The organism is Bacteroidota bacterium, assembly GCA_016715945.1.
Lineage (GTDB): Bacteria > Bacteroidota > Bacteroidia > Bacteroidales > F082 > JALNZU01.
Map to the genome: position 1 here is coordinate 1772494 of JADJXJ010000001.1, position 22814 is coordinate 1795307.

Sequence of the window (22814 nt, forward strand, 5' to 3'; positions counted from 1 at the left end):
TAAATTTGGCGCCTGTTTCGTGTTATCTTAACCGAGCCAATAAGCGTGTTTTTTCTTAATCTACTCAAAATGAAAAATTTATTACGAATCTATCCGGTACGGTTGCGACTGGGCTGGATATTGGTTGTGTTGGCAACCTTCGCATTTGGTCACACTTATGCACAAAACCTGGCCATTGATTTCGGTCGTTCCGAAAACAAGGCACAGGTGATTGAGGACAATACCTCAAAAACCCGTATTTCCATTACTTACTCCGGTGCGGCAAGTTTTGATGTGCAAACCGAGAAAGGCAACTTTTCGGAACTTGTTATCCCGGGTGCTTACTGGACCGGTGCCCTTGGCACGCCAAAGCTTCCGGCATCCAAATACCTCATTGAGGTGCCGTTCGGAGCTGAGGTGGATGTGAAAGTTATCAACTATACTGTGAGTGAGTACAAACTGTCCGATTATGGCATCACCAATATGCTGATGCCCAACCAGCCTTCGCTGCGCAAGGACCAGTCGCCCGAAGATGTTCCTTTCGAATACGATGCCACCACTTACAAAAAGGATGCCTTTGTAACCCCCGAACTGGCTACGGTAGAGGTGCTGGGTGTGTTGCGCAGCTATCGGATTGCCCGCCTGACAGTTTCGCCGGTGAGCTACAATCCTGTGCTGGGAACCATCCGGGTGATCAACGACATTGAACTCGAGCTCATTTACACCGGTGCCGACGAAGCCCTGACCGAGTATGTCAAGGCTTCCACCTGGTCGCCTTATTTCGAACCGATCAGGCAAAGCCTGCTCAATGGGCAGTCGCGTCAGAATTATCCCAACCATCCCGACCTGACCAAGTATCCCGTGAAATACCTTATCGTTTCCGACCGTATGTTCGAAAACGATTTGCAGCCTTTCATTGCATGGAAAAAGAAAAAAGGGTTCAATGTGATTGTTGCCTACACAGATGTGATTGGCACCACCTATGCCCAGATTCAAAGCTACGTGCATGCCCAATACAATGCCGGCACCCCAACCGATCCGGCACCCTCTTTCGTGCTTTTCGTCGGCGACACCCCGCAGATACCTGCAACTACAGGCTCGGCTTCGCAAAAAATGACCGACCTCTATTATGCCAGCGTGGACGGAGACATGTTCCCTGAAATGTATTACGGCCGTTTCTCTGCCCGCAACTCTGCACACCTGATTCCGCAGATTGAAAAAACCCTGTATTACGAACAATACCAGTTCAGCGACCCGACCTATCTGAACAAAACCACCCTGATTGCCGGAGCCGATGGCACCTGGAACCCGCGTGTGGGCCAGCCCACCATCCATTATGCCACTCAGAATTACTACAACGCAGCTCATGGATTTACTGACGTTTACACTTATCTGACCAGCTATGCCGGCTGCTATGATCCATCGCGTATTGCTGTAGGATTTATCAACTATACTGCCCACTGTTCCGAAACTTCTTGGGGCGACCCTCAGCTTACTCAGACCATGGTGAACAATTTCACCAACCAGGATAAATATCCGCTGGCCATTGGCAACTGCTGCCTGGCCGCTGACTTTGGTTATGCAGAATGTATAGGCGAGACCTGGATGCGTGCACCCAACAAAGGCTCGGTAGTTTACATCGGTTCATCGCCCAGCTCGTATTGGTTCGAAGACTTTTACTGGGCTGTAGGCGCCTTCCCCATCGTGGGCACAAACAATGGTTATGTACCCACTTATGCCGAAACCACCTGGGGAGCCTACGATGCCCCCTTTGTGAGCGATTATGTGAGCGCCGGTGGTACAGTGATGGTCGGCAACCTGGCTGTGACCGAAGTACATGTCCAGGGTTATCCCAGCCACTCAAGCCCGTTGTATTACTGGCAGGCTTACAACGTGTTGGGCGACCCGTCGGTAGTGATTTACCAGACCGAGGGGGACGACAACGTAGTTTCTCATCTACCTATCCTTCCGATTGGACTGACTACCTATGAAGTAACTGCCCTCCCCGGATCTTACGTAGCCATCAGCAAAGACGGCGTGCTTCATGGTTCGGCGCTTGTAGGACCATCGGGCGTAATTGAAGTCCCGATCGAACCCGTACTTTCGGGTGGCGATGTGGACATTGTCGTTACAAAACCTCAGTATAAGCCCTACATGGTTCAGGTGCCCGCTGCAGCCCTTGTTGGCCCTTATGTAGTGCTCGATTCGTATGTGATCAACGATGCAGCAGGAAACAACAACGGCCTGGCCGATTATGGCGAAAACATCTCGCTCCACATGACCGTTAAGAATGTGGGTGCAGATCCTTCAGGCCCGCTCACCGTTACAGTTACCGGCACCAACCAATATGTTACACTCACAAGCGCTGCCACACAGAATTTCCCTGCTACACCCAGTGGTTCAACCACCACAGTGGATAATGCTTTCAGCTTCAGCATTGCCGATTTTGTACCCGACCAGCATGTAGCTGCTTTCCAGCTGCAAATTACCGATGGTTCGGCCACCTGGACATCCAACCTGCGCATTACCCTGCAGGCTCCGGTACTGGCCATCAATCAGGCTATTGAAGTTCTTGACACTGGCGGAAACGGAAACGGCATCCTCGACCCGGGCGAGTCGGGCATTCTTAAAGTTACTGTAAAAAACAACGGCAACAGCGCCATCCAGAATGTCAGCCTGACCATGGTTTCGGCCAATCCGATGCTCGTGATCAACACCCCGACCGTGACACAGCCCGCCATTGCAGCGCAGTCGCAGGCCGTGCTCGAATTCGCTGTGAGCACGGATCCCACATCACCGATCGGAAATCCTGCAAACCTGACACTCACCGCTCAGGGTGGCCCGCAAAATCTCTACACAGCCACACAAAACAGCGTGGTAGTGATTGGATTAATACCCGAATACAATATGACCAACGGTTCGGCCAGCACCTGCGTGGGCAAATTCTACGATTCCGGCGGGCCGAATGGTCAGTATGGCAACAACGAAAACTTCACCTTTACTTTCAATCCATTCACCCCCGGCTCCATGATCAGGGCCACATTCAACAGCTTTGATGTTGAAAATAACTACGATAAGCTTTACATCTACAACGGTCCTGATGACAATTCCCCTCAGCTTCCCGGAAGTCCTTTCACCGGTACCACGAGCCCGGGCATTGTTACCGCACAGAACGCCAGCGGTGCGCTTACCTTTAAGTTTACATCCGATGGGTCGGTAACCAAAGCCGGATGGTATGCTGATATCAGTTGCTACGTACCCAACAGCCCGCCAAACTGCGCCACCAACCCGGTGCCTGCTGAAAACGCCACCAATGTGAGTGTGGCTACCGTGTTGAGCTGGACTGCTGCAGATGCTACTTCGTTCGATGTGTATTTTGGTATCACCCCCAACCCACCTTTTGTGGCCAATGTAACAGTTAATCAATACCAGACCAACCTGCAGACCAATACCACCTATTTCTGGAAAGTGGTACCCAAGAACCAAATCGGGCCGGCCACAGGCTGCCAGGAATGGACATTTACAACAGGCGGACCCGAATACCTGATGGCCAACACCACAGTCACTGTTTCGAACGGTTCGTTTTATGACACTGGTGGCCCCAATGGTCAGTATCAGAATAACGAGAACCTGACCATGACTTTTATGCCATCCCAGGCTGGGGCTCCGCTCAAATTTACCTTCACGGCTTTCGATACGGAAAACAACTACGACAAGCTTTGGATCTATAACGGTCCGGACGTCAACGCTCCTCAATTCCCCGGAAGCCCGTTCATGGGCACTGTAAGTCCGGGCACGATTACCTCGTCACACCCCAGCGGTGCGGTCACTTTCAGGTTTGTTTCGGACAACTCTATCACCCGTGCCGGCTGGGTTGCCAACTTTGTGACGATGGGACCACTTGGCGCCAACCCCGCAGCCTATCCGCCGGAAATCTGTGAGGGCAGCGCTGCGATTCTCAACGCTCATGCCTCGGGCGGCAGTGGCAACTACACATACAGCTGGACACCCACCACAGGCCTCAGCAACCCCAACATCGCTAACCCTGTAGCTACGCCTACTGAAACTACGACCTACACCGTTACCGTATCGGATGGCACCACACAAAGCTCCGGACAAGTGACACTTGCCGTGCACAATATCCAACCCGTCGAGCTGGGTCAGGACACCACCCTCTGCATCTGGGAATCCATTACTTTCGATGCTACCACTTCAAATGCCGTATCCTATTTGTGGATGCCCGGCGGTGTAACCACGCCAACCATGACATGTGTGGGCAGCGAAATGGGTGCCGGATCGCATACCATAAGCGTTACAGTGACTGACGTCAATGGATGTACAACAACCGATCAGGTGGTTGTTACTTTCGACATCTGCTCCTTCATCGGTGAAAACGACCAGGCGCTCAAAGTGCTGATTCACCCCAACCCTGCTGTGAATGTGCTCAACATTCAACTTAGTGGTAATGCTGCCAATGTTTCTTACTACCTGCTCAACTATCAGGGACAGAAAGTCTTTGCCAAAGAACAGATCACAGTAAACGGCATTTACAACAACCAGATTGACCTCCAGCACCTGGCCAAAGGCGTTTATTACATCCGCCTGCAATCAGGTACCGCAACCACTGTTAAAAAAGTAGTCGTTCAATAATTTAACAAGCTGTTTAGCTGCCTCAAGAGTAAAATGTTATTACTTTTGAGGCAGCTTCTTCTTTTATAAATCATTCATTATGAGAAAAATTTACATTTTGTTGCTGGCCGCGATTATCTCGCTGCCTGCTTTTGCATCCGACTGGACTGCCATACAGTCCGAAAGGCCTGCGCCTATTGGTTACAGGCTCATCCATTCCGATCAGGAACAGATCGTTGTTCAATTCAGCATCGATGGATTCTTCACTAAATACGTCGAAACTCCCAAAGGCAAAGCAGCAATCATCAGTGTACCCAAGATGGTTTCGCTGGCCGAGAAAGGCGCGCCTGATGTGCCAAAATATGCCGTTTCGGCTATCATAGGCGACGATGTCAAGATGGACGTGCGTGTGGTGGCCTCGCGCTTTGTGGATATTCCGAATATGGAGATAGCTCCTTCGAAAGGCGACTTTTCGCGTAAGATCGACCCTGCCACCGTGCCTTACACCTATGGCAGCATGTATCAGCAGGACGCTTTCTTTCCGGCCACGAACACCGAGCTGCAGGAACCTTACATCCTGCGCAATTTCAGGGGACAGGCTGTGACCATTATGCCATTTGTTTACAATCCTGTAAGTAAGACCCTCAGGGTTTATTATGACCTAACAATCCAGCTTTTCCGCAATGGCACCGGTGGTGCAAACCAATTTACCCGCAGCCGGATGCTCACCGAAGATCCGGAATTTGAGCAGGTATATGCCAACCATTTTATCAATTTCAAGCAGGCGCGCCAACGTTATCCTGTGCTTCAGGAACAAGGCAAACTGCTGATCATCAGCCACGGTGCTTATATGGAAGCCATGCAACCTTTTGTCGCATGGAAAAAAACCATCGGCCGTCCCACCGAAATGGTTAACGTCAGCACCATTGGTTCAACACCCGAGGCGATAAAAACTTTCATACAGAACTACTACAATACGAATGGGCTCACTCATGTGCTTCTGGTGGGCGACCATCAGCATGTGCCCAGCTACAACAATACCACAGCCGGAGGGTATTCCGACAATTTTTATGGCTATCTTGCAGGTAACGACTCGTATAATGAGCTTTTTGTTGGGCGTTTCTCAGCCGAATCGGCCGACCATGTTACCAATATGGTCACAAAGATTATTACTTATGAACGCGATCTGAATCAAAATGCTACATGGCTGAATACGGGCATCGGAGTTGCGCGCAACGAGGGTGCGGGTAATGGACACAACGGGGGCGAAGCTGACTACGTGCACATGGACTACATCCGCGATACCCTGCTCAATTTTACCTATCAAACCGTTTACCGTGAGTACGACGGAAACGTTCCAGGGCTTCCAAACACCACCGCAGCTCAAATATCTTCCAGAATCAATGCCGGTGCAAGCATTATTAATTACTGTAACCACGGATCACAAACCGGATGGAGTGTTGCTGGCTATTCCACTTCGCATGTCGAAGCTTTGAACAACACCGACCGATGGCCCATCGTCTGGGCAGTAGCCTGCGACAACGGACGGTTTACCAATGGCACCTGCTTTGCCGAGACCTGGATGCGCGCCTCGAAAAACGGCCAGCCAACCGGTGCCATTGGCACGATGATGTCGTGGATCTCGCAGCCCTGGCAACCCCCTATGACTGGTCAGGACGAAATGGTTACCATTCTGGCCGAAGGCTACCAAAACAACATCAAACGCACATTTGGCGGCACCTCCATCAATGGCAGCATGAAGATGATCGACCTGCACGGCTCGTCGGGTCGCAGCACTCACGACACCTGGATACTCTTTGGCGACCCCACCCTCACCTTGCGTACCGCTGTGCCCCAACCCATGAACGTGCAGCACATGCCGGCCATCTTCCTTGGAATGTCCGAATTCACTGTCATGGCTGATGCCGAAGGCGCAATGGTTTCGCTCACCATCGACGGCGAAATCATTGGCACGGGAACCATTACCGGTGGACAAGCCACTGTCAGCTTCCCTGCGCTGAACAACGTAGGTACACTCAAGGTGGCCGTATTCGGATTTAACAAGGAGACTTACATCAGCGAAATTGACATCATCCCAGCCTCCGGCCCGTTTGTAGCTTACATGTCGAACATGGTAAACGGTGTGGCTGGCGGACAGGTGCACTACGGCCAGGATGTGCAACTGGGCATTCAGCTTAAAAATCTGGGTGTTGAGCCAGCCACAAACATTGTGGCAACCCTCACCACCAATTCGCCTCATGTGACCATTCTTGATGGCACACAGGAATTTGGTACCCTTCAACCCAACGAGGCCGTGACCATTGCAGATGCATTCAGCTTTGCCGTAAGCAACAGTGTTCCCAACAACACCCCGATGCAATTTACCATCACCATGACAAGCCCCGATGGTAACTGGTCGAGCCAGTTCAACCTCAATGCCCTCGCACCGGCATTCTCTGTGGGCAACTTTACGATAACCGAGCTGCAGGGCAATGGCAACGGCCGCCTCGATCCCGGTGAAACCGCACTGATTCGCATCAGTTACACCAACAGTGGACAAAGTGCTGCCGCCCAAACCACCGGAACCATCAGTTTCGACAGCCCCTTTGTTATTGTCAATTCGGGTACCCACACCGTCGAATCTGTTGAGGCAGGCGCTACTGCAATGTCCGAATTTAATGTTACTGTCACAGGAGCTGCACCTGTCGGACAGGCTGTAGGATTCAATTTCGATGTGGCCTCTGGCGCTTATACTGCAAGCAAGTCGTTTACAACCAAGGTGGGCCTGATCCTCGAAGACTTCGAAACCGGCAACTTTAATGCGTTCCCATGGACATTTGCCGGAAATCTTCCATGGACCATCACACTGGTCAATCCTTACGAAGGCAGCTTCTCGGCCAAATCCGGAGGCATTACGCATAGCCAGTCCACGCAGATGATTCTGCAATACACTGTAAGCGCGAACGACTCGATCTCATTCTTCAGGAAGGTTTCTTCAGAGTCGGGCTACGACTTCCTGCGCTTCTACATCGACAATGTGAAAGTTGGAGAGTGGGCCGGCAACATTCCCTGGGGCAGGGTCAGCTTCCCCGTACAGGCAGGCAACCGCACCTTTAAATGGGAATATATGAAGGATTACATTGTGTCGAGCGGCGAAGACTGCGCCTGGATCGACTATATCACCTTCCCGCCAACTCCTGTAACAAGCTCATGGGCCGGTTTGGATGCCACCATCTGCGCAGGCGAGACCCACCAGCTCGAAGGCACAGCCACGCACTACAACAGCCTGCTCTGGACAACAAGTGGCACCGGTACCTTCAGCGATGCCACAATTCTCAATCCAGTTTATACACCCAGTGAAGCGGATATCGCTGCCGGAAGTGTTGTGCTTACCCTCTCCGCAACCGGACCTAACAGTACGGTTCAGAGCAACAAAACATTGAACATCAATCCGCTGGCTGAAGCAAATGCTGGTATCGAAGCCGCTATCTGCCATGGCGCCGAACTGGAAATCACCGATGCCGTCGCTGCCAATTACAGCAGCTTGCTATGGACCACTTCCGGTACAGGCATGTTCAGCGACAGCACGTCCCTTGCACCGGTTTACACACCAAGCGTCGAAGACTATGCTGCAGGTCAGGTTGTGCTTACCTTGCATGCCATGGGCCTTGGCAATTGCGCCAGTGCATCGAGCCAGAAGACACTGGCCTTCCATGCGCTTCCAACTGCTACAATTGCTGCATCGGGTGCCGTTTGCCAGGGAACTGCCGCAACCCTCACCCTCGAGCTCACCGGGGCTGCACCCTGGGTCATCGAAATGGCTAACGGCATGGGAAGCCACACCGTTCCCGCTTCACCCTGGACCTTGGAAGTTTCCCCGAACGAAACCACCACTTACCTCCTGCTATCGCTCACCGATGCCAACAGCTGCGCAAAAGAAGTTAATGCCGAAGCTCAGGTGGTCGTTAATCACGTTCCTGCCGCTCCTGCTGCACCCACTGCTCCTACCGAAGTTGACCATGCTTTCGTAACCAGCAGCAACGTCGGTGCCACAGGCGTAGCCACTGCCACAGACTACGTTTGGAAACTTGAACCAGCTGCTGCCGGTACACTGACTGCCAATGGCCTGAACGCTACAGTGACCTGGAATTCTCAGTTTATTGGCACAGCAACCATTTCGGTGGCCGGCACGAACGATTGCGGTCAGGGTGCATGGTCCGAAGCTGCAAGTGTGATAGTGAAAAGCACCATCGGCCTGGGCGAACAAAACAGACCCAGCCTGACCATTTATCCTAACCCCAGCAATGGAAATGTGAACCTGACCTTTGGTGGCTTTGCACAAGGAAACCTCCGCGTCAGGGTTATCAACCTGGTGGGTGAGGTCGTGTACACCGAATCAGTTACACTCGAAGGCAAACACAACCTTGTTCAGCTTAAGCTCGGTCACCTGACGGCAGGTCTTTACTTCGTTCAGGTCGAAAACGGAACAAGCACCGTAAGCCAGCGAATGAATATCCAGAGGTAATCTCGGGGTATTTCCGTCCATAAAAAAAGCGCCTGACCGGCGCTTTTTTTATTGGATCAGATTCAACCCCCGGTGAATCACATTCCGGAGGCTTTCATCACTTTGGGCAAGATCTTCCAGGTAAATGCGGATATCTCCCAGAAGTTCGGGATTGGTGTTTGTCTGGCTGCAATACTCGGCCATTTCGAGCGGCAAAAGCCATTCCCCCGTCCATCGCGTCCGCACCTGCTGCCAGATATTCCGGAGCCTGGAAGCATCTCCCCCATGCTCACGCAGGTCGCGCACCTGTTTGTACAGCTCAAACAGCGCCCTTTGATCATCTGTATGTTCAATCCGGTGTGTCTTTTCCTTGGGCACGGGGAACTCAAGCCCGAAAGCATCCGGATCGGCAGGTCCGCTGAACACCGACACATTTTGCTCGCCCACAGCCATATTGTAGGTTCCCCACTCAGGTTCAAACAGTATCTCGTCCTGATACCTTACCAGGCAATGGTCGAAGTGCATCAACACCAGCTTGCCCTCGCAGCGTGTGGCCCCACGGTAAGTGCCCGTGATGGTGATTCCGGATTCAAATTCAAGCTCGACTTTGTTGCCGGCAACGACGCCTATCTCAGCCAGGTCGGCATCCTCCAGGTAACGTGGGGGCTTAAATGTGTTCCTGATGCGTCCGATGGGCGAACCAAAACCGTGTGTGTGGACGGCTTTACCATGGCCTTCGAGCTGTTTGTTGTTGTAGCACAGCATGGTAGGTCCGGTCGTGCGCACGTACACCGGTTGATTTTGATGTAAAATATATTCCGTGAAGGTTCCGGACACCTGCAAACCTGAGCTGTACACACATGTGGCTGCCGAACCCGACTCAATCGCCTTGAGGATTCCTTCGATGCCACCTTTACGCAAGGCCATGCGCGAAGCAAATTCATCGAGCACCCTGGTAAGATGCGCAAAATCGGGCGTCACAAACAACTGGGGTTGTGGCTTGGTAATGTCGAAGTTATAATAAACTGCATCCACAGTATATGGCAGTTTCAGCACTTTGTCGCTAAGTGCACCTGCGCTTTCGCCTATGGACGAGAGCAAACCGGCACCGTAAATTTTGGGATCATTGATGCTGCCAATCAAACCATATTCCACAGTCCACCAGTGCAGGTTGCGGATCAGGGCCATCTCGGAAGGGATGCCCAGACTTTTCTCCCTTTGCGCCAGCTCGTATTCGGCTTTGGCAATGGCATCGGCAGGTGTAAAAGGGTCGGCTTTGAGAATGGATAAATGCCTGATGGCCTCATACAGCTCGTAATCTGCAGCCGAGGAGAAGGCTTTTGCACCAACCTCACCGAAATATTTCAGGTAAGCAGCGTAATCAGGATCAGCAATGATGGGCGCATGCCCGGCCGCTTCGTGAATGATATCAGGGGCAGGTGTATATTCCACCTGGTCGATGGGACGGATATCGGCCGCAATAACCAGCACATTGTAGGCCTGAAATTCCATAAAAGCAGCGGGCGGAATAAATCCATCCACTGTCACCGCAGCCCAGCCAATGCGCGAAAGGATACGGTTCATCTCGTGTATGTCGGGAATATGTTCAAGCGAGATTCCTGTGCGTGCAAGTCCGTCGAGATAGGAATGGTGTGCCTTGTCTTTGAGAAAAGCCAGGTTTTGCCGCATGACATATCTCCAGATCGAGTGATCCTGCCACGAATACCTGTCGTAGTGCTGATCGATTACCAATTGCATCAGATGGCGCGGAAGCTTTGAAAGCACCTCGTTTTCAAACATTGTCGGGAAGTTTGAGGTTATTTTAAGCAATGACCTGCCGAAAATAACCTATTTCACGCAATCGTTTGTTATAAAAAAGCTAAAAAACTTATATGTCTGATAATTAGAGTGTTAGAAACGAAGTGGCTTTGGTCAGTCGTCGCCGAGGTCACCAAGCAGTGGCACAAACCTGAAATACCCATGTTGTTCGCGGTCGAGGCTTCCGTCTGTGTTTTTGATGATGCGTAGCATCACCTGGTCATCGCCCGATCCAAGCGGCAAAACGATGATTCCCCCTGGTTTTAGCTGATCAACAAGCGCCCGGGGTATTTCGGGGGCTGCCGCCGTAATCAGAATGCGGTCGAATGGGGCAAAAGTGGGCAATCCGAGGTTTCCGTCCCCAAGAAACGTTTTTACCTTCCAGTTGTGTTCTTCGAGAAAGGCCTTCGTCTTGAGGTAGAGCTTTCGCTGTCGCTCTATGGTAAACACCTTGGCTCCCATCTGGGCCAGCACGCAGGCCTGGTAACCACTCCCGGTGCCAATCTCGAGCACCTTGTGGCCGGGCGAGACCTGCAGAAGCTGCGACTGAAAAGCCACTGTGTAAGGCTGCGAAATGGTTTGTCCCGACCCGATGGGGAATGGTTTGTCCTGATAGGCAAACTCCACAAAAGATGAATCCATGAAAAAATGCCTCGGCACAGCTTCGAGTGCCTGAAGCACGCGCTTATCGGTGATGCCTTTTTCGCGGATCGAATCCACGAGTTTTTTTCTCAACCCCTTATGCCTGAACGTATCAATCATCATGCGCCTGAGCAGGAAACTATACAGCCTGTTGTTTTTGTTTTGGTGCGCGAAGTTAGTAATTCTAAGCCGTGCGAAATTGGTACCTTTGCCCAAACAAACCTGATATGCTCCGAATTGGCGTGCTGGGTGCAGGTCACCTGGGAAAGATACATCTACGTTGCATCCGGCAAATACCTCAATATCACCTCGTTGGCTTTTACGACCCTGATCTGGACACCGCTTCCCGGGTTTCGGCCGAGTTTGGACTCACCAGCTTCGACAGCATCGACAGTCTGGTGGAGGCATGCGATGTGGTGGACATTGTGACCCCTACGGTGGCCCATTTCAGCTGCGCGAGTCTTGCACTGAACCGCAAAAGACATGTGTTTATCGAGAAACCCATCGTAGCTACTCCCGAAGAAGCCAGCGAGCTGATGCAGTTGGCCAAAGAAGCAGGTGTAAAGGTGCAGGTAGGGCACGTGGAGCGTTTCAATCCGGCTTTCCTGGCAGTGAAGGAGGTGATCAGCAATCCCATGTTTATCGAGACGCATCGTCTGGCACAGTTCAACCCCAGAGGAACTGATGTGCCTGTGGTGCTCGACCTGATGGTGCACGACATCGACATCCTGCTCAGTGTGGTCAAATCGCCGGTTGCATCCATCAGCGCCAGCGGGGTGCCTGTGGTGAGCGGCAGTCCCGACATTGCCAACGCGCGCATAGCTTTCGAAAATGGGTGTGTAGCCAACCTCACTGCAAGCCGCATCTCGCTCAAAAACATGCGCAAATCGAGGTTCTTTCAGAAAGATGCTTACATAGCCGTGGATTTTTTGGAGAAAAAAGCCGAGATCGTGCGCATGCAAAGTCTGGAAAAAGAACCCGACGATCCCATGGCCATGGTTATCGACCTGGGCAACGGAAAAGGCTATCGCCAGATCAGCTTCGAACGCCCCGATATAGCGCCCCTGAATGCCATACAGGCCGAACTCGAAAGTTTTTACGATGCAGTGGTCCACAACAAAACACCTATGGTGACCATTGAGGATGGGTATCAGGTGCTGCTGGTAGCCCACCAAATACTTGAGGCAGTGAATGATAACCAAAAAACCAAATAATTCAGCCCTCCTCTGCAATATGCAATCGTTTACGAACGTTTTCACTCACTGAAACCTTAACCAACGCAAGCTGCATGAGGGTACGTTTACGTGCTGCCTTACGTATTCTGATTTTTGTTTTTATAGCATCCCTGTTTCACACGGCCTGCTATAAATTCGAAGGCGACCAAACCGTACCTGCCTATCTCCGTATCGACAGCATCAGGTTCTCCACGGATTATGCCACACAGGGCAGCAATACCCACAACATTTCGGATGCCTGGGTTTATGTGAACGGCCAGCTCATTGGCGCATTCGAACTGCCTGCCACCTTTCCCGTGCTGGCACGTGGCAAACAAAGGCTGGAGATTCGCCCGGGTATCAAACTCAATGGAATCGCTGCAACGCGCGTGCCTTATCCGTTTATGAAACCCATAGTGGTCGAAAACTTTGAGTTTTTTGAAGATTCTGTTGTTCGGTTCAATCCGCAAACCACCTATTACGAAAATCTGAGATTCCTCTGGAAAGAAGACTTTGAGCGCATCAGCTTTACCCTCGAGAAAACCAATCAGAGCGATACCACCATCAACAGGACAGAGCCTGCAAATCATCCCGAAGCCTGGCTATCCCCTTATTCGGCATACTCGGGCAAGATACATCTGACAGGCAACCGGAAGTTTTTCCGCATCATGTCGCACCAGGGGTTTAATTTGCCCGGCAACGGATCTCCTGTTTTTCTTGAGCTTGATTATAAGTGCGACCGCCCTTTTGGCGTCGGCCTGCTCATCCGCATCGACAACAACATCGAGGCATTTCCGCTCGTTGTGGTCAACAAAAGCAACTCCTGGAACAAAATTTACATCAACCTTACCCCTCTGGCTTCAACCTACAGCTATGCCGAATGGTTCAAGGTCTATTTTGAATCGGAACTGGCCAGCGAAACGGAAGCCCGGTTTTATTTCGACAACATCAAACTGATCCATAGGATACAAACCCAATGAACCGACGTTTACAGGTAGCAAAGTATGTCATACTCGACTGGCTCTCAGCCCTGATGGCCTGGACGTTGTTTTACTTCTACCGTAAACAAACCGAAAACCCCTCGTTCCATGAACAGTTTGAGCTTGTTTTCAGGGATCCTAACTTCTGGTATGGCATCACCCTCATTCCTCTTGGCTGGCTCACACTCTATGCCATGGTGGGCGCCTACCGCCAGATTTACCGCAAAGCCAGGCTCCGCGAACTCGGACAAACGCTTGTCATCACCCTCATCGGGGTGACAATCATCTTCTTTGTGGCCATACTCGACGATATTATCCTCACCTACAAGTCTTATTATCAGTCGTTTATCGTCCTGTTTACCCTACATTTCAGCCTAACCTATGCCGGCAGGCTGGCACTCACCACGGCCACTGTCAAAAAAATTCACAACAAAATCATCGGGTTCAACACCATCATTGTGGGCTCGAACGGAAATGCAACAAAAATTTACAAAGACATTGAAAACCAAAAGGTTTCGTCGGGCAACATTTTCCTGGGTTTTGTGAGTGTGTATGATACAGAAGATTTTAAAATTGGTCAGTATCTGCCCCACCTCGGGCATTACAGCGATCTGAAAAAGCTTGTGGATGAACTGAAGATCGAAGAGGTGATTATTGCCATTGAGCGCAAGGAAACGGATACCATTGAGAACATTATTGCCCTGCTCGAAGACACCACGGTGGTGATCAAGATCATCCCCATCATGCAGGATTTCCTCTTCGGAACGGTGAAGATGAGCGCCATCTGGCATGCACCGCTCATTCAGATATCGCCCGATCTGATGCCTGCATGGCAGCAATCGATCAAGCGCCTCATGGACATCGTCATTTCCATTGTTGCCATGATTGTGCTTATTCCGCTCTATATCTTCACCGCTGTTGGCGTCAAACTCTCCTCCCGTGGCCCCATCCTATATTCGCAGGAACGCATCGGCCGGTATGGAAAGCCCTTTAAGATGCACAAATTCAGGAGCATGTATGTTGATGCCGAATCGAACGGACCGCAGCTAAGCTCCGAGAACGATCCCCGTATCACACCTTTCGGGCGATTTATCCGAAAGGTCCGACTCGACGAAATACCTCAATTCTACACCGTCCTCAAAGGCGACATGTCGTTGGTCGGGCCGCGCCCCGAGCGGCAGTATTACATTGATCAGATCGTAAAGCGGGCACCCCATTACCGGTTGCTGCTGCGCGTAAAACCTGGTATCACCAGCTGGGGCCAGGTGAAATTCGGCTATGCTTCCACGGTGGACGAAATGATCGAGCGCTTGCAGTACGACATCCTCTACATTGAGAATATGAGTATTGCCATGGATATCAAGATCCTCATCTATACCGCGCTCATCGTGTTGCAAGGAAGGGGAAAATAGGTCAGAGCTGACCATTCTCGATCATTCTGACAATCATCTCGATAGCCGCATCCTCGCCTTCAGGCTCGTACCTCGACTTTAGGTTGTAACCCCAGATACGGGCAAATCCCTGATAAAAAAAGGCCACCACATTGCCCCGCAGTTCCTGGAGCAATGCGTAAGATGTTTCGCTGGTTTCGCGGTCAATCAGCTTGATCAGTATCTTCCCCTGGGTAAAGGTAAGCTCGCTCAGCTCCGCACTATATTGCGCCTTAATTTCCTCTTCAGCCTGGCGCATGATCCTGCGCCGCTCACGGTCGGTGCGCGCAGCAGCCAGCTGCTCTTCGTATTCCCTGAGCTTGATGCCGGCCAGGCGTGCATAAGGATATACCTTCTTTACGTTGTAGATAAGCCGTTGAAAACGCCGCAGATCGCGCTCACTTTGGAAACCCCAGATGATGACTTCCGGAAGTTGAATGAGTGGTACGGTATCGTGCTGAATGATGGTTGCATGCACAACTATCTGATCTTCCTGTTGCTGAGCATGGATCCGAACCGGGAAAAACAGTACCAGGGCAAGAACGAAAATTCCTGAGAAAAACTTGCCTGTTGTGGGGCACGCCTGCCGGCCGGTGTTTGCATGCTTTGCCATGACGCACTGTCATTCAATAAACATGCCAGAATGCGGGCATCAGGCTACTTTGAGCTTGGCAAGACCTGATTTGCGGAATTTGGATTCGGCATACTCGCGCGTGATGCGAAGCTCTTTCACCCCTTTGCGCGACGGAAGTTCGAACATATCGTCGGTAAGTATGGCTTCAAATATCGACCGTAGCCCACGCGCACCCAGCTTGAGGTCGATGGACTTTTCGACAATGAAATCGAACACCTCGTCTTCGAAAGTCAGCTTGATGCCATCGAGCTCGAACAACCTGATGAACTGCCTGGCAAGGGCATTCTTTGGTTCGACAATGATGCGCTTGAGGGTTTCGTGCGTGAGGGGATGCAGGTAGGTAACAATTGGCAATCGTCCGACAATCTCCGGAATCATCCCGAACTTTTTCAGGTCGGCCGGCGAGATATATTGCAGCAGGTTGTCCTTGTCGATAAATTCATCCTTATCGCGCCCATAGCCAACCACATTGGTATGATAGCGGGCCGCGATGATGCGCTCGATGCCGTCGAAAGCGCCACCGGCAATGAAAAGGATGTTTCGGGTGTCCACCTGGATCATCTTTTGCTCGGGGTGTTTGCGTCCACCCTGAGGGGGCACATTCACAATACTTCCTTCGAGCAGCTTGAGCAAGGCCTGCTGCACACCCTCGCCCGACACATCGCGTGTGATGCTGGGATTGTCGCTCTTTCGGGCAATCTTGTCGATTTCGTCAATGAATACAATGCCTCTTTCGGCAGCTTCCACATCATAATCGGCAGCCTGGAGCAGACGCGTCAGGATACTTTCGACGTCCTCGCCCACATATCCGGCTTCGGTGAGCACGGTAGCATCTGCAATGGCAAAGGGCACATGCAGCATTTTGGCTATTGTGCGCGCCAGCAGGGTCTTTCCCGTACCTGTTTCGCCCACCAGGATAATATTCGATTTTTCAATTTCCACCTCGTCCTTTGCAGGTGGTTGGTCGATGCGTTTGTAGTGGTTGTAAACAGCCACCGAAAGAATGCGCTTGGCCTCGTCCTGACCTATGACGTATTGGTCGAGAAAGTTCTTGATTTCGGCAGGCCGGAGCACCTTGAAGCCCGATTTGGCCGAGCGGGGCTTGCGCACCGAAAGCTCCTCAGCCAGAATCATATTGGCCTGCTCCACGCAACGCTCACAAATCTGGGCATCAAAGCCGCTGATCAGCAGCTTAACCTCGGAGCGCGGACTGCCACAAAACGAACATTCGTCTTTCTTACGGGCCATCTTTATCAGGCATTACGTACCAAAACTTCGTCAATCATGCCGTATTCCTTGGCTTCCTGCGAAGTCATCCAGTAGTCGCGGTCGGAATCTTTCCAGATCTTTTTGAAAGGCTGGCCGGTGTGTGCCGAGATGATCTCGTACAGTTCTTTTTTCAGCTTTTGAATTTCACGGGCAGTAATTTCGATATCGGAGGCCTGACCCTGTGCACCCCCCATGGGTTGGTGAATCAGAATGCGCGAATGCTTGAGGGCAGTGCGCTTGCCTTTGGCACCGGCACACAGCAATACGGCGCCCATCGAAGCCGCCATCCCGGTGCATATCGTGGCCACATCAGGACGGATGTATTGCATGGTATCGTAGATTCCCAGGCCGGCATAGACCGAGCCTCCCGGGGTATTCAGGTAGATCTGGATATCCCGCTTGGCATCCACCGACTCCAGAAACAGCAGCTGTGCCTGAATGATGTTGGCCACATAATCGTCGATGGGCACACCCAAAAAGATGATGCGGTCCATCATCAGACGCGAGAACACGTCCATGGTGGCAATGTTCAGCTGACGCTCTTCGATAATAGTGGGCGAAATGTAGCCACTTGTCAGCTTGCTGTACCTGTCGAGGGTGAGGCTGCTGATGCCCAGGTGACCTGTGGCAAATTTTCTGAATTCCTGACTGTCCATAGTTGTTTTATTGTGCTGTAGTTTCAAAGGATTTTGCCATCTGGTTGAATTCGTCCAAAGTTACAGGCTTTTCAACCAGCTTCGCATTTTCCCTGATAAGTTTAATGAGTTTATTTTCTTCGATCAGATTATGAAGGCGTTCACGGTCTTTGTTTTTTGCAATCATCTGGTCGATGTTCCCCATGAGCTGGTTCATGAGGGCTTCGTCCTGTGCAATCAGCCCAAGGTACTGGCCGTAATACTGATTGAATGCATACTGACGGATTTCCTCATCACGCACTTCAAGCTCAGGGTAGTCATTGCGCAGGTGGTCGACCAACACCTGATAACGGAAAGTGCGTTTGTATGATTCAAATTCCTTATCGATATCTTCTTTGGCGTTGGCATCCATGACATTCTCAGCCAGCCAGCGCCTGAGAAAATTGTCCGGCAACGGGATGAACTCCTCGGTCAGATTTTGCTTCAGGAAAGTCAGATAGGCCAGGTAGTCCGACTGGCTGTTGTATTGTTTCTGTACCTCTTCAGCCACAGCTGCCCTGAACTCCTCTTCAGTTTGAATTTCCCTGTCGGGAAACACTCTTTTGAAAAATTCCTCATCCAGCACCGCAGGCTCTTCGCGGAAGATCTGATCGATGACCACATTAAACGGTTTTTCCGTCAGTTCCTGCTGTTCCTCCGTCAGACGAAGGATACGGGCCACTTCCTCCGAAGGCAAATGATCGGCAAACTTCAGCACAAATTCGTCGCCCTCGGGCCGTCCTTCGAAAACAGCTTTCAGGCCGGAAAACTTTTCATCCGACAAGTCAATGGTGATGGTAGTCTGAAAACCTCCCTCAACCTCTCTTCCGTTTTCATCAGCCAGATTCACCTTGAGCCTCAAACGGTCATTCTGTCCCACCTCCTCGGGATTGGTAATCTTGGGCAGGTCTTTCATGATGCGTTCGATGGTATTATTCACCATCGCCTCGTCTACGTTCACCTTTGGGTATTCGATGCTGATCTGACTGAGGTTGAGATCGAGCACGGGTTTCATCCCCATGGTGAAGTAGAAGCTGAATTCGTCCTGCGCATCGAAATCAATCCGGCCGGTGCGTTCGTGATCTGCCACGGGATAACCCAGGAATTGTATTTTATTTTCTTCAAGATATTGGTTTAACCCGTCCGATACTTTCTTATTGATCTGTTCGGCAGTAAGGGCAGTGCCGTACATCTTTTTCACCATGCCAAAAGGCACTTTACCAGCCCTGAAACCGGGCATGGCAGCTTTGCGCTGATAGTCTTTAAGCTGCTTATTGACCTCTGCTTCAACTTCACTTTTTGTCAGTCGCACTTCGAGGGTGGCTTCGAGCGCACCCTGTTGTTCCATTTGAACCTGCATTTGCTAAGATTTGATTTTGCTGAATACTGTTTGCTTGACGCGTAAAGTGCGGATGAAGGGACTCGAACCCCCACGCCTTTCGGCACCAGATCCTAAGTCTGGCGCGGCTACCAATTACGCCACATCCGCTTTGACTTTAATAATCAGGCTGCAAATATACGGCATTTGGCCGAACTGAGCGTGCTGATACAGAAAGCCCTTTTAGCTTATTGAAAAGACAAAAGCCGCCCCGGCTTTACGGGACGGCTTTTATCAATTCTGTCTGTTCTGATTATTTCTTTGCCGGAGCAATCGTATAATTCAGATCAGTGGTGTTTGCGGTAATCAGATACGAACCGGCAGTTGCAGGTGTGGGAATAGCAGCCGGGTCGGGAGCGCTTTCATCAGGACGAAGCACGAGCGGGCCACCGGTGCTGGTGCCGGTTGCATCGGTGCCATACTGAGGTGCCCACTGTCCGAGCACGCGGATAAACTTGATGTATTTATTGGCATCAAGGTTGGTTTTGAGGAAGTAAACCCCATTGGCAGCAGCAAACATCGGGATGGCTTCCTGGTTGTTCCAGCCGGCAGCCGAACCGTCGCCCAGCAGGTAGAGCGGAGCAGCAATCACATAGGTCATGGTGTTGGTGTTCACGGTAACGGTGTAGATGCCGTCGTTTGCTGGTGTTGGGATTGCGGCGGGGTCAGGAGTGTTTTCATCCGGACGGTAAACAAGTGGTCCACCGGTGCTGGTTCCGGTAGCATCGGTTCCGTATTGAGGAGCCCATTGGCCGGGAGTGGTGATGAATTTGATATTTTTACCACCGGTGAGTGGCAGGGTGATGCTGTACACGCCGCCTGTTCCAACCATCGGAAGCGGGTTGGCATTGTTCCAGCCAGCCGATGTTCCATCGCCGAGGATGAAGAGCTCAGGAGCGGCACCAGCCGGATTTACAGTGAAGGTGTAAGCTTCGGTTACTGCATTGATCTGAAGCTTCATATCGTAAGTACCGGCAACGGTGGGCACAAAGTTGCCATCGTTGTTTGTGGTAAAGTTGCCAGCTGCAGCACCGGCCATGGTAACCTGCGGATAACCAATTACCTTACCGCTCCAGGTCTGACCTTCACGAATCTTGAAGCCACCACCGTCGGTAACTACTTCCACATTGTTCCAGGTCCAGGTGTAGTTGGTTTCGTTGGTAACAACAGGCTTGTGTAACAGGATGGTCTCATCCCAGTTGCCGGTGGCTACGAGGCTTGCTCCCACCAAACCAAGTTCGGTGTTGGTGTAGTCGAACAGATCGAGGTCTCCGGTACGGGTCAAAGTAGCGGTGTAGCCCTGACCGAGTTTCCAGACCATCTTGGCAGTGTATTTACCACCCTGCTCATTGTTGATGTTGGCACCACCGGGAACAAGGTTAGCAACAGCGCCACCAAAGTTGGTGTTTACGCGCACGCCTTTTTGTCCTCCACCGAGGTCAACTTCGTCGTCAATAACAACTTTCCAACCACCGCTGTAGCGGAATTTGAAGTCGGCACGGGTCATGGGGACATTCGTTACCTCAAAAGTCATTTCCTCAAGGTTGAAGCCTACGGCAGGGATCTGGGTGTCGTTGCTCCATCCACCGGGGGTGGCTGCACCAATCAGGCCCCAGTATTGCACCGGGATAATGGCGACTTTCTTGAGCGTAGTTTCGATGACCACATGATAGAGACCATCTGCGGGAACAGTGAATTTGTTGTTGTTCTCGGCATACGAGCCACGCCAGAAGTCAACTTTTGGTTCATCGCCAATACGGGCCGATTCCGGAACTACTGCAAAGTCAGCACCAGGTCCGTAAGTTTTGCGGGTAGCGCCGGCAACTTCCACAATCTGAAAACCATCCTGGCCAGCTTTCACAGCCACAAAGATTTCCATCAAAGTGGCACGTTCCTCCTGGTTGACTTCGTTGCGGGTTGACTTAAACAAGCCCTTGATGTCGAAATTGGTCAGGGCCGTACCGGCACCTTTGATGTAGAAGCCATCCTCTACCTGCGGTTCCGGATCAGGCTTTTCATCTTTTTTACATGAGGTAAACACCACTCCTGCAAGCAACATGATGCTCAGCAGTTGAAGCATTTTTGAAACACTGATTTTTTTCATAGCGTTTAATTTAGGATTAGTGATTAAGGTTAACTGTTTGTTTTACGGTGAATTTCAAGGTGCAATGGCTACAGGGGGTTCGGCCAGTTTCGGGTTGGCATCGATGGCCCACTGCGGGATGGGGAAGGTATTGCGGTCGGGCGATGATACACTTTTTTCCCACCAGGCCTGGTTAAACTTACCAAAGCGAATCAGGTCGCTGCGGCGATGGGCTTCCCAGAAAAATTCGCGTCCACGCTCAGCCAGGAAATCATCCAGGGTGGCATTGGTAAGCGGAGCCAGACCGGCACGCTGACGGATGGGGTTGATGTAAGCATCCCCGTTCTGACCCAGACGAACCAAGGCTTCACCCTTCATCATCAGCACATCGGCATAGCGGAACAACGGAAAGTCGTTGCTGAGGTTGTCCTTAGCCCCCATTTTGATTTCGAACTTTTTGACGCGGGCACCCGACATTCTGATCTGAACTGCTGTGAACGAGGCATCCATGTTCAAGGCTGGGATAAATGGATCGAATATGAGGTTGGCCCCACCTGCACCCTGGTCCTTAATAGGCTGTCCATCAGCAGTATATTGCTGGCCCACAAGGAAGTAACCTTGTTTGCGCTTGTCGTTGTCGGCATAGCTGTTGTAATGATCATGCATGGCAGCAAAACCGTTCCAGGGACCAGCTGTCATATTGAATGTCAGGTTGCTGTTGTAGTGCAGGGTGCGCATGTGCAGGTTGAAACCGGTGTATTTATCTTCATCGTAAGGAATCACGAAGATCAGTTCCGGCGAGTTGGAGTTGTTGGTCACGAAGGGTTTCAGCGGATCTTCCTCAAGGCTGTACTGGCCAAGGCTGATCACACTGTCGGTATATTGCACAACTTTTTGCCATTGGGGTGTGCCGGTGTAAACCTCTGCATTAAGGTACAGCCTTGCCAGCAGGGAGTATGCAAAACCTTTGGTTACACCGGTCTTGGTATTGCTTTGTGGAATGATGGGAGCTTCATTCTCAATGTCGGCAGTGATACGGGCAAAGATGTCCTGACGGAAGTTGCGGCTCGGGTTGAGCGGTGCATCAAGGTATTTGGTTATGTAAGGCACATCTTTGTAGTTGTCGATGAGCAGGTAGTAATAATAGGCCCGGAGTACCTTGGCTTTTGCAATGGCAACTTTGATGGGCTGGGCGTCGCCGAGGGCCTGCATCTCTTCGATGAATTTGTTGGCCTCGATTACACCATTATAATACCGGCTCCACATGCTGTTGATGGCTTCGGTATTGTTGTCCCAGGTGTGCTGATGCAGCACCCTCCATTTGCCTCCGTCGTCCCAGTCGCTGGCACGGGTCGGACATACGGTACCATCTCCGGTAACTTCGTTGGCGAAGAACCAGCCGCCCCAGTCGAGAAAATCGCGCATGGGGGCATAGATGGGACTCATTTTCAATACAGGGTCAGCCACATATTCGCTCGGTGGCACCCTGTCGTAGAGCACATCGTCCAGCTTGGTGCAGCCCAGCTGAACAGCGGCCAAAATCAATAAGACGAAAAATATCTTTTTCATGTTTCAGACTG

At 51.4% G+C, this 22814-nt stretch carries 13 protein-coding genes and 1 tRNA gene; 5 read left to right on the forward strand and 9 right to left on the reverse strand.

Annotation, left to right across the window (positions count from 1 at the left end):
- The first annotated feature begins 69 nt into the window (after nt 1-69).
- Together IPM52_06805 and IPM52_06810 are read left to right on the forward strand one after the other, a co-directional pair.
- Nucleotides 70-4629, forward strand: a complete 4560-nt coding sequence (locus IPM52_06805) for a T9SS type A sorting domain-containing protein (protein ID MBK9291318.1) — start codon at nt 70-72, stop codon at nt 4627-4629.
- A gap of 79 nt (nt 4630-4708) precedes the next feature.
- Nucleotides 4709-9133, forward strand: coding sequence for a T9SS type A sorting domain-containing protein (locus IPM52_06810; protein MBK9291319.1), 4425 nt, complete (start codon nt 4709-4711; stop codon nt 9131-9133).
- A 48-nt stretch (nt 9134-9181) separates the two neighbouring features.
- Here the strand turns inward: IPM52_06810 and IPM52_06815 are convergent, their stop codons facing one another.
- Together IPM52_06815 and IPM52_06820 are read right to left on the reverse strand one after the other, a co-directional pair.
- Nucleotides 9182-10912, reverse strand: a complete 1731-nt coding sequence (locus IPM52_06815; GenBank protein ID MBK9291320.1) for an aromatic amino acid hydroxylase — start codon at nt 10910-10912, stop codon at nt 9182-9184.
- 132 nt (nt 10913-11044) lie between these two features.
- Nucleotides 11045-11692 (reverse strand): protein-L-isoaspartate(D-aspartate) O-methyltransferase, encoded by a 648-nt coding sequence (locus tag IPM52_06820; GenBank protein MBK9291321.1) that lies wholly within the window; start codon nt 11690-11692, stop codon nt 11045-11047.
- A 107-nt stretch (nt 11693-11799) separates the two neighbouring features.
- Here IPM52_06820 and IPM52_06825 point away from each other — a divergent pair, with 107 nt between their 5' ends.
- From IPM52_06825 to IPM52_06835, 3 genes are all read left to right on the forward strand, one after another.
- Complete coding sequence (locus IPM52_06825; protein MBK9291322.1) at nt 11800-12786, forward strand: Gfo/Idh/MocA family oxidoreductase; 987 nt, start codon at nt 11800-11802, stop codon at nt 12784-12786.
- A 74-nt stretch (nt 12787-12860) separates the two neighbouring features.
- Complete coding sequence (locus IPM52_06830; GenBank protein MBK9291323.1) at nt 12861-13766, forward strand: hypothetical protein; 906 nt, start codon at nt 12861-12863, stop codon at nt 13764-13766.
- A complete protein-coding gene (locus tag IPM52_06835; protein MBK9291324.1) occupies nt 13763-15178 on the forward strand; it encodes a sugar transferase in 1416 nt (471 codons plus the stop codon). The genes IPM52_06830 and IPM52_06835 overlap by 4 nt, the downstream gene beginning before the upstream one ends.
- Nucleotide 15179: 1 nt before the next feature.
- On the opposite strand, the gene IPM52_06840 is transcribed toward IPM52_06835, so the two are convergent.
- The 7 genes from IPM52_06840 to IPM52_06870 all read right to left on the reverse strand — a co-directional run bounded on the left by IPM52_06840 (nt 15180) and on the right by IPM52_06870 (nt 22803).
- Nucleotides 15180-15809 carry a DUF4294 domain-containing protein gene (locus IPM52_06840; protein ID MBK9291325.1) on the reverse strand — a complete coding sequence of 210 codons (630 nt, stop codon included), beginning with the start codon at nt 15807-15809 and terminating at the stop codon, nt 15180-15182.
- Nucleotides 15810-15848: 39 nt separating this feature from the next.
- Nucleotides 15849-17078 carry an ATP-dependent Clp protease ATP-binding subunit ClpX gene (gene clpX, locus IPM52_06845; GenBank protein ID MBK9291326.1) on the reverse strand — a complete coding sequence of 410 codons (1230 nt, stop codon included), beginning with the start codon at nt 17076-17078 and terminating at the stop codon, nt 15849-15851.
- A 5-nt stretch (nt 17079-17083) separates the two neighbouring features.
- Nucleotides 17084-17755, reverse strand: a complete 672-nt coding sequence (gene clpP, locus IPM52_06850) for an ATP-dependent Clp endopeptidase proteolytic subunit ClpP (GenBank protein MBK9291327.1) — start codon at nt 17753-17755, stop codon at nt 17084-17086.
- Nucleotides 17756-17762: 7 nt separating this feature from the next.
- Nucleotides 17763-19133 (reverse strand): hypothetical protein, encoded by a 1371-nt coding sequence (locus IPM52_06855; protein ID MBK9291328.1) that lies wholly within the window; start codon nt 19131-19133, stop codon nt 17763-17765.
- 47 nt (nt 19134-19180) lie between these two features.
- Nucleotides 19181-19262 (reverse strand) — tRNA-Leu (locus tag IPM52_06860).
- 142 nt (nt 19263-19404) lie between these two features.
- Nucleotides 19405-21255: a SusF/SusE family outer membrane protein gene (locus IPM52_06865; GenBank protein ID MBK9291329.1), complete on the reverse strand. Its 1851-nt coding sequence runs from the start codon at nt 21253-21255 to the stop codon at nt 19405-19407.
- A 54-nt stretch (nt 21256-21309) separates the two neighbouring features.
- The gene (locus IPM52_06870; GenBank protein ID MBK9291330.1) at nt 21310-22803 is read right to left on the reverse strand and encodes a RagB/SusD family nutrient uptake outer membrane protein; all 1494 of its coding nucleotides are present in this window, start codon (nt 22801-22803) and stop codon (nt 21310-21312) included.
- Between the last annotated feature and the right edge of the window lie 11 nt (nt 22804-22814).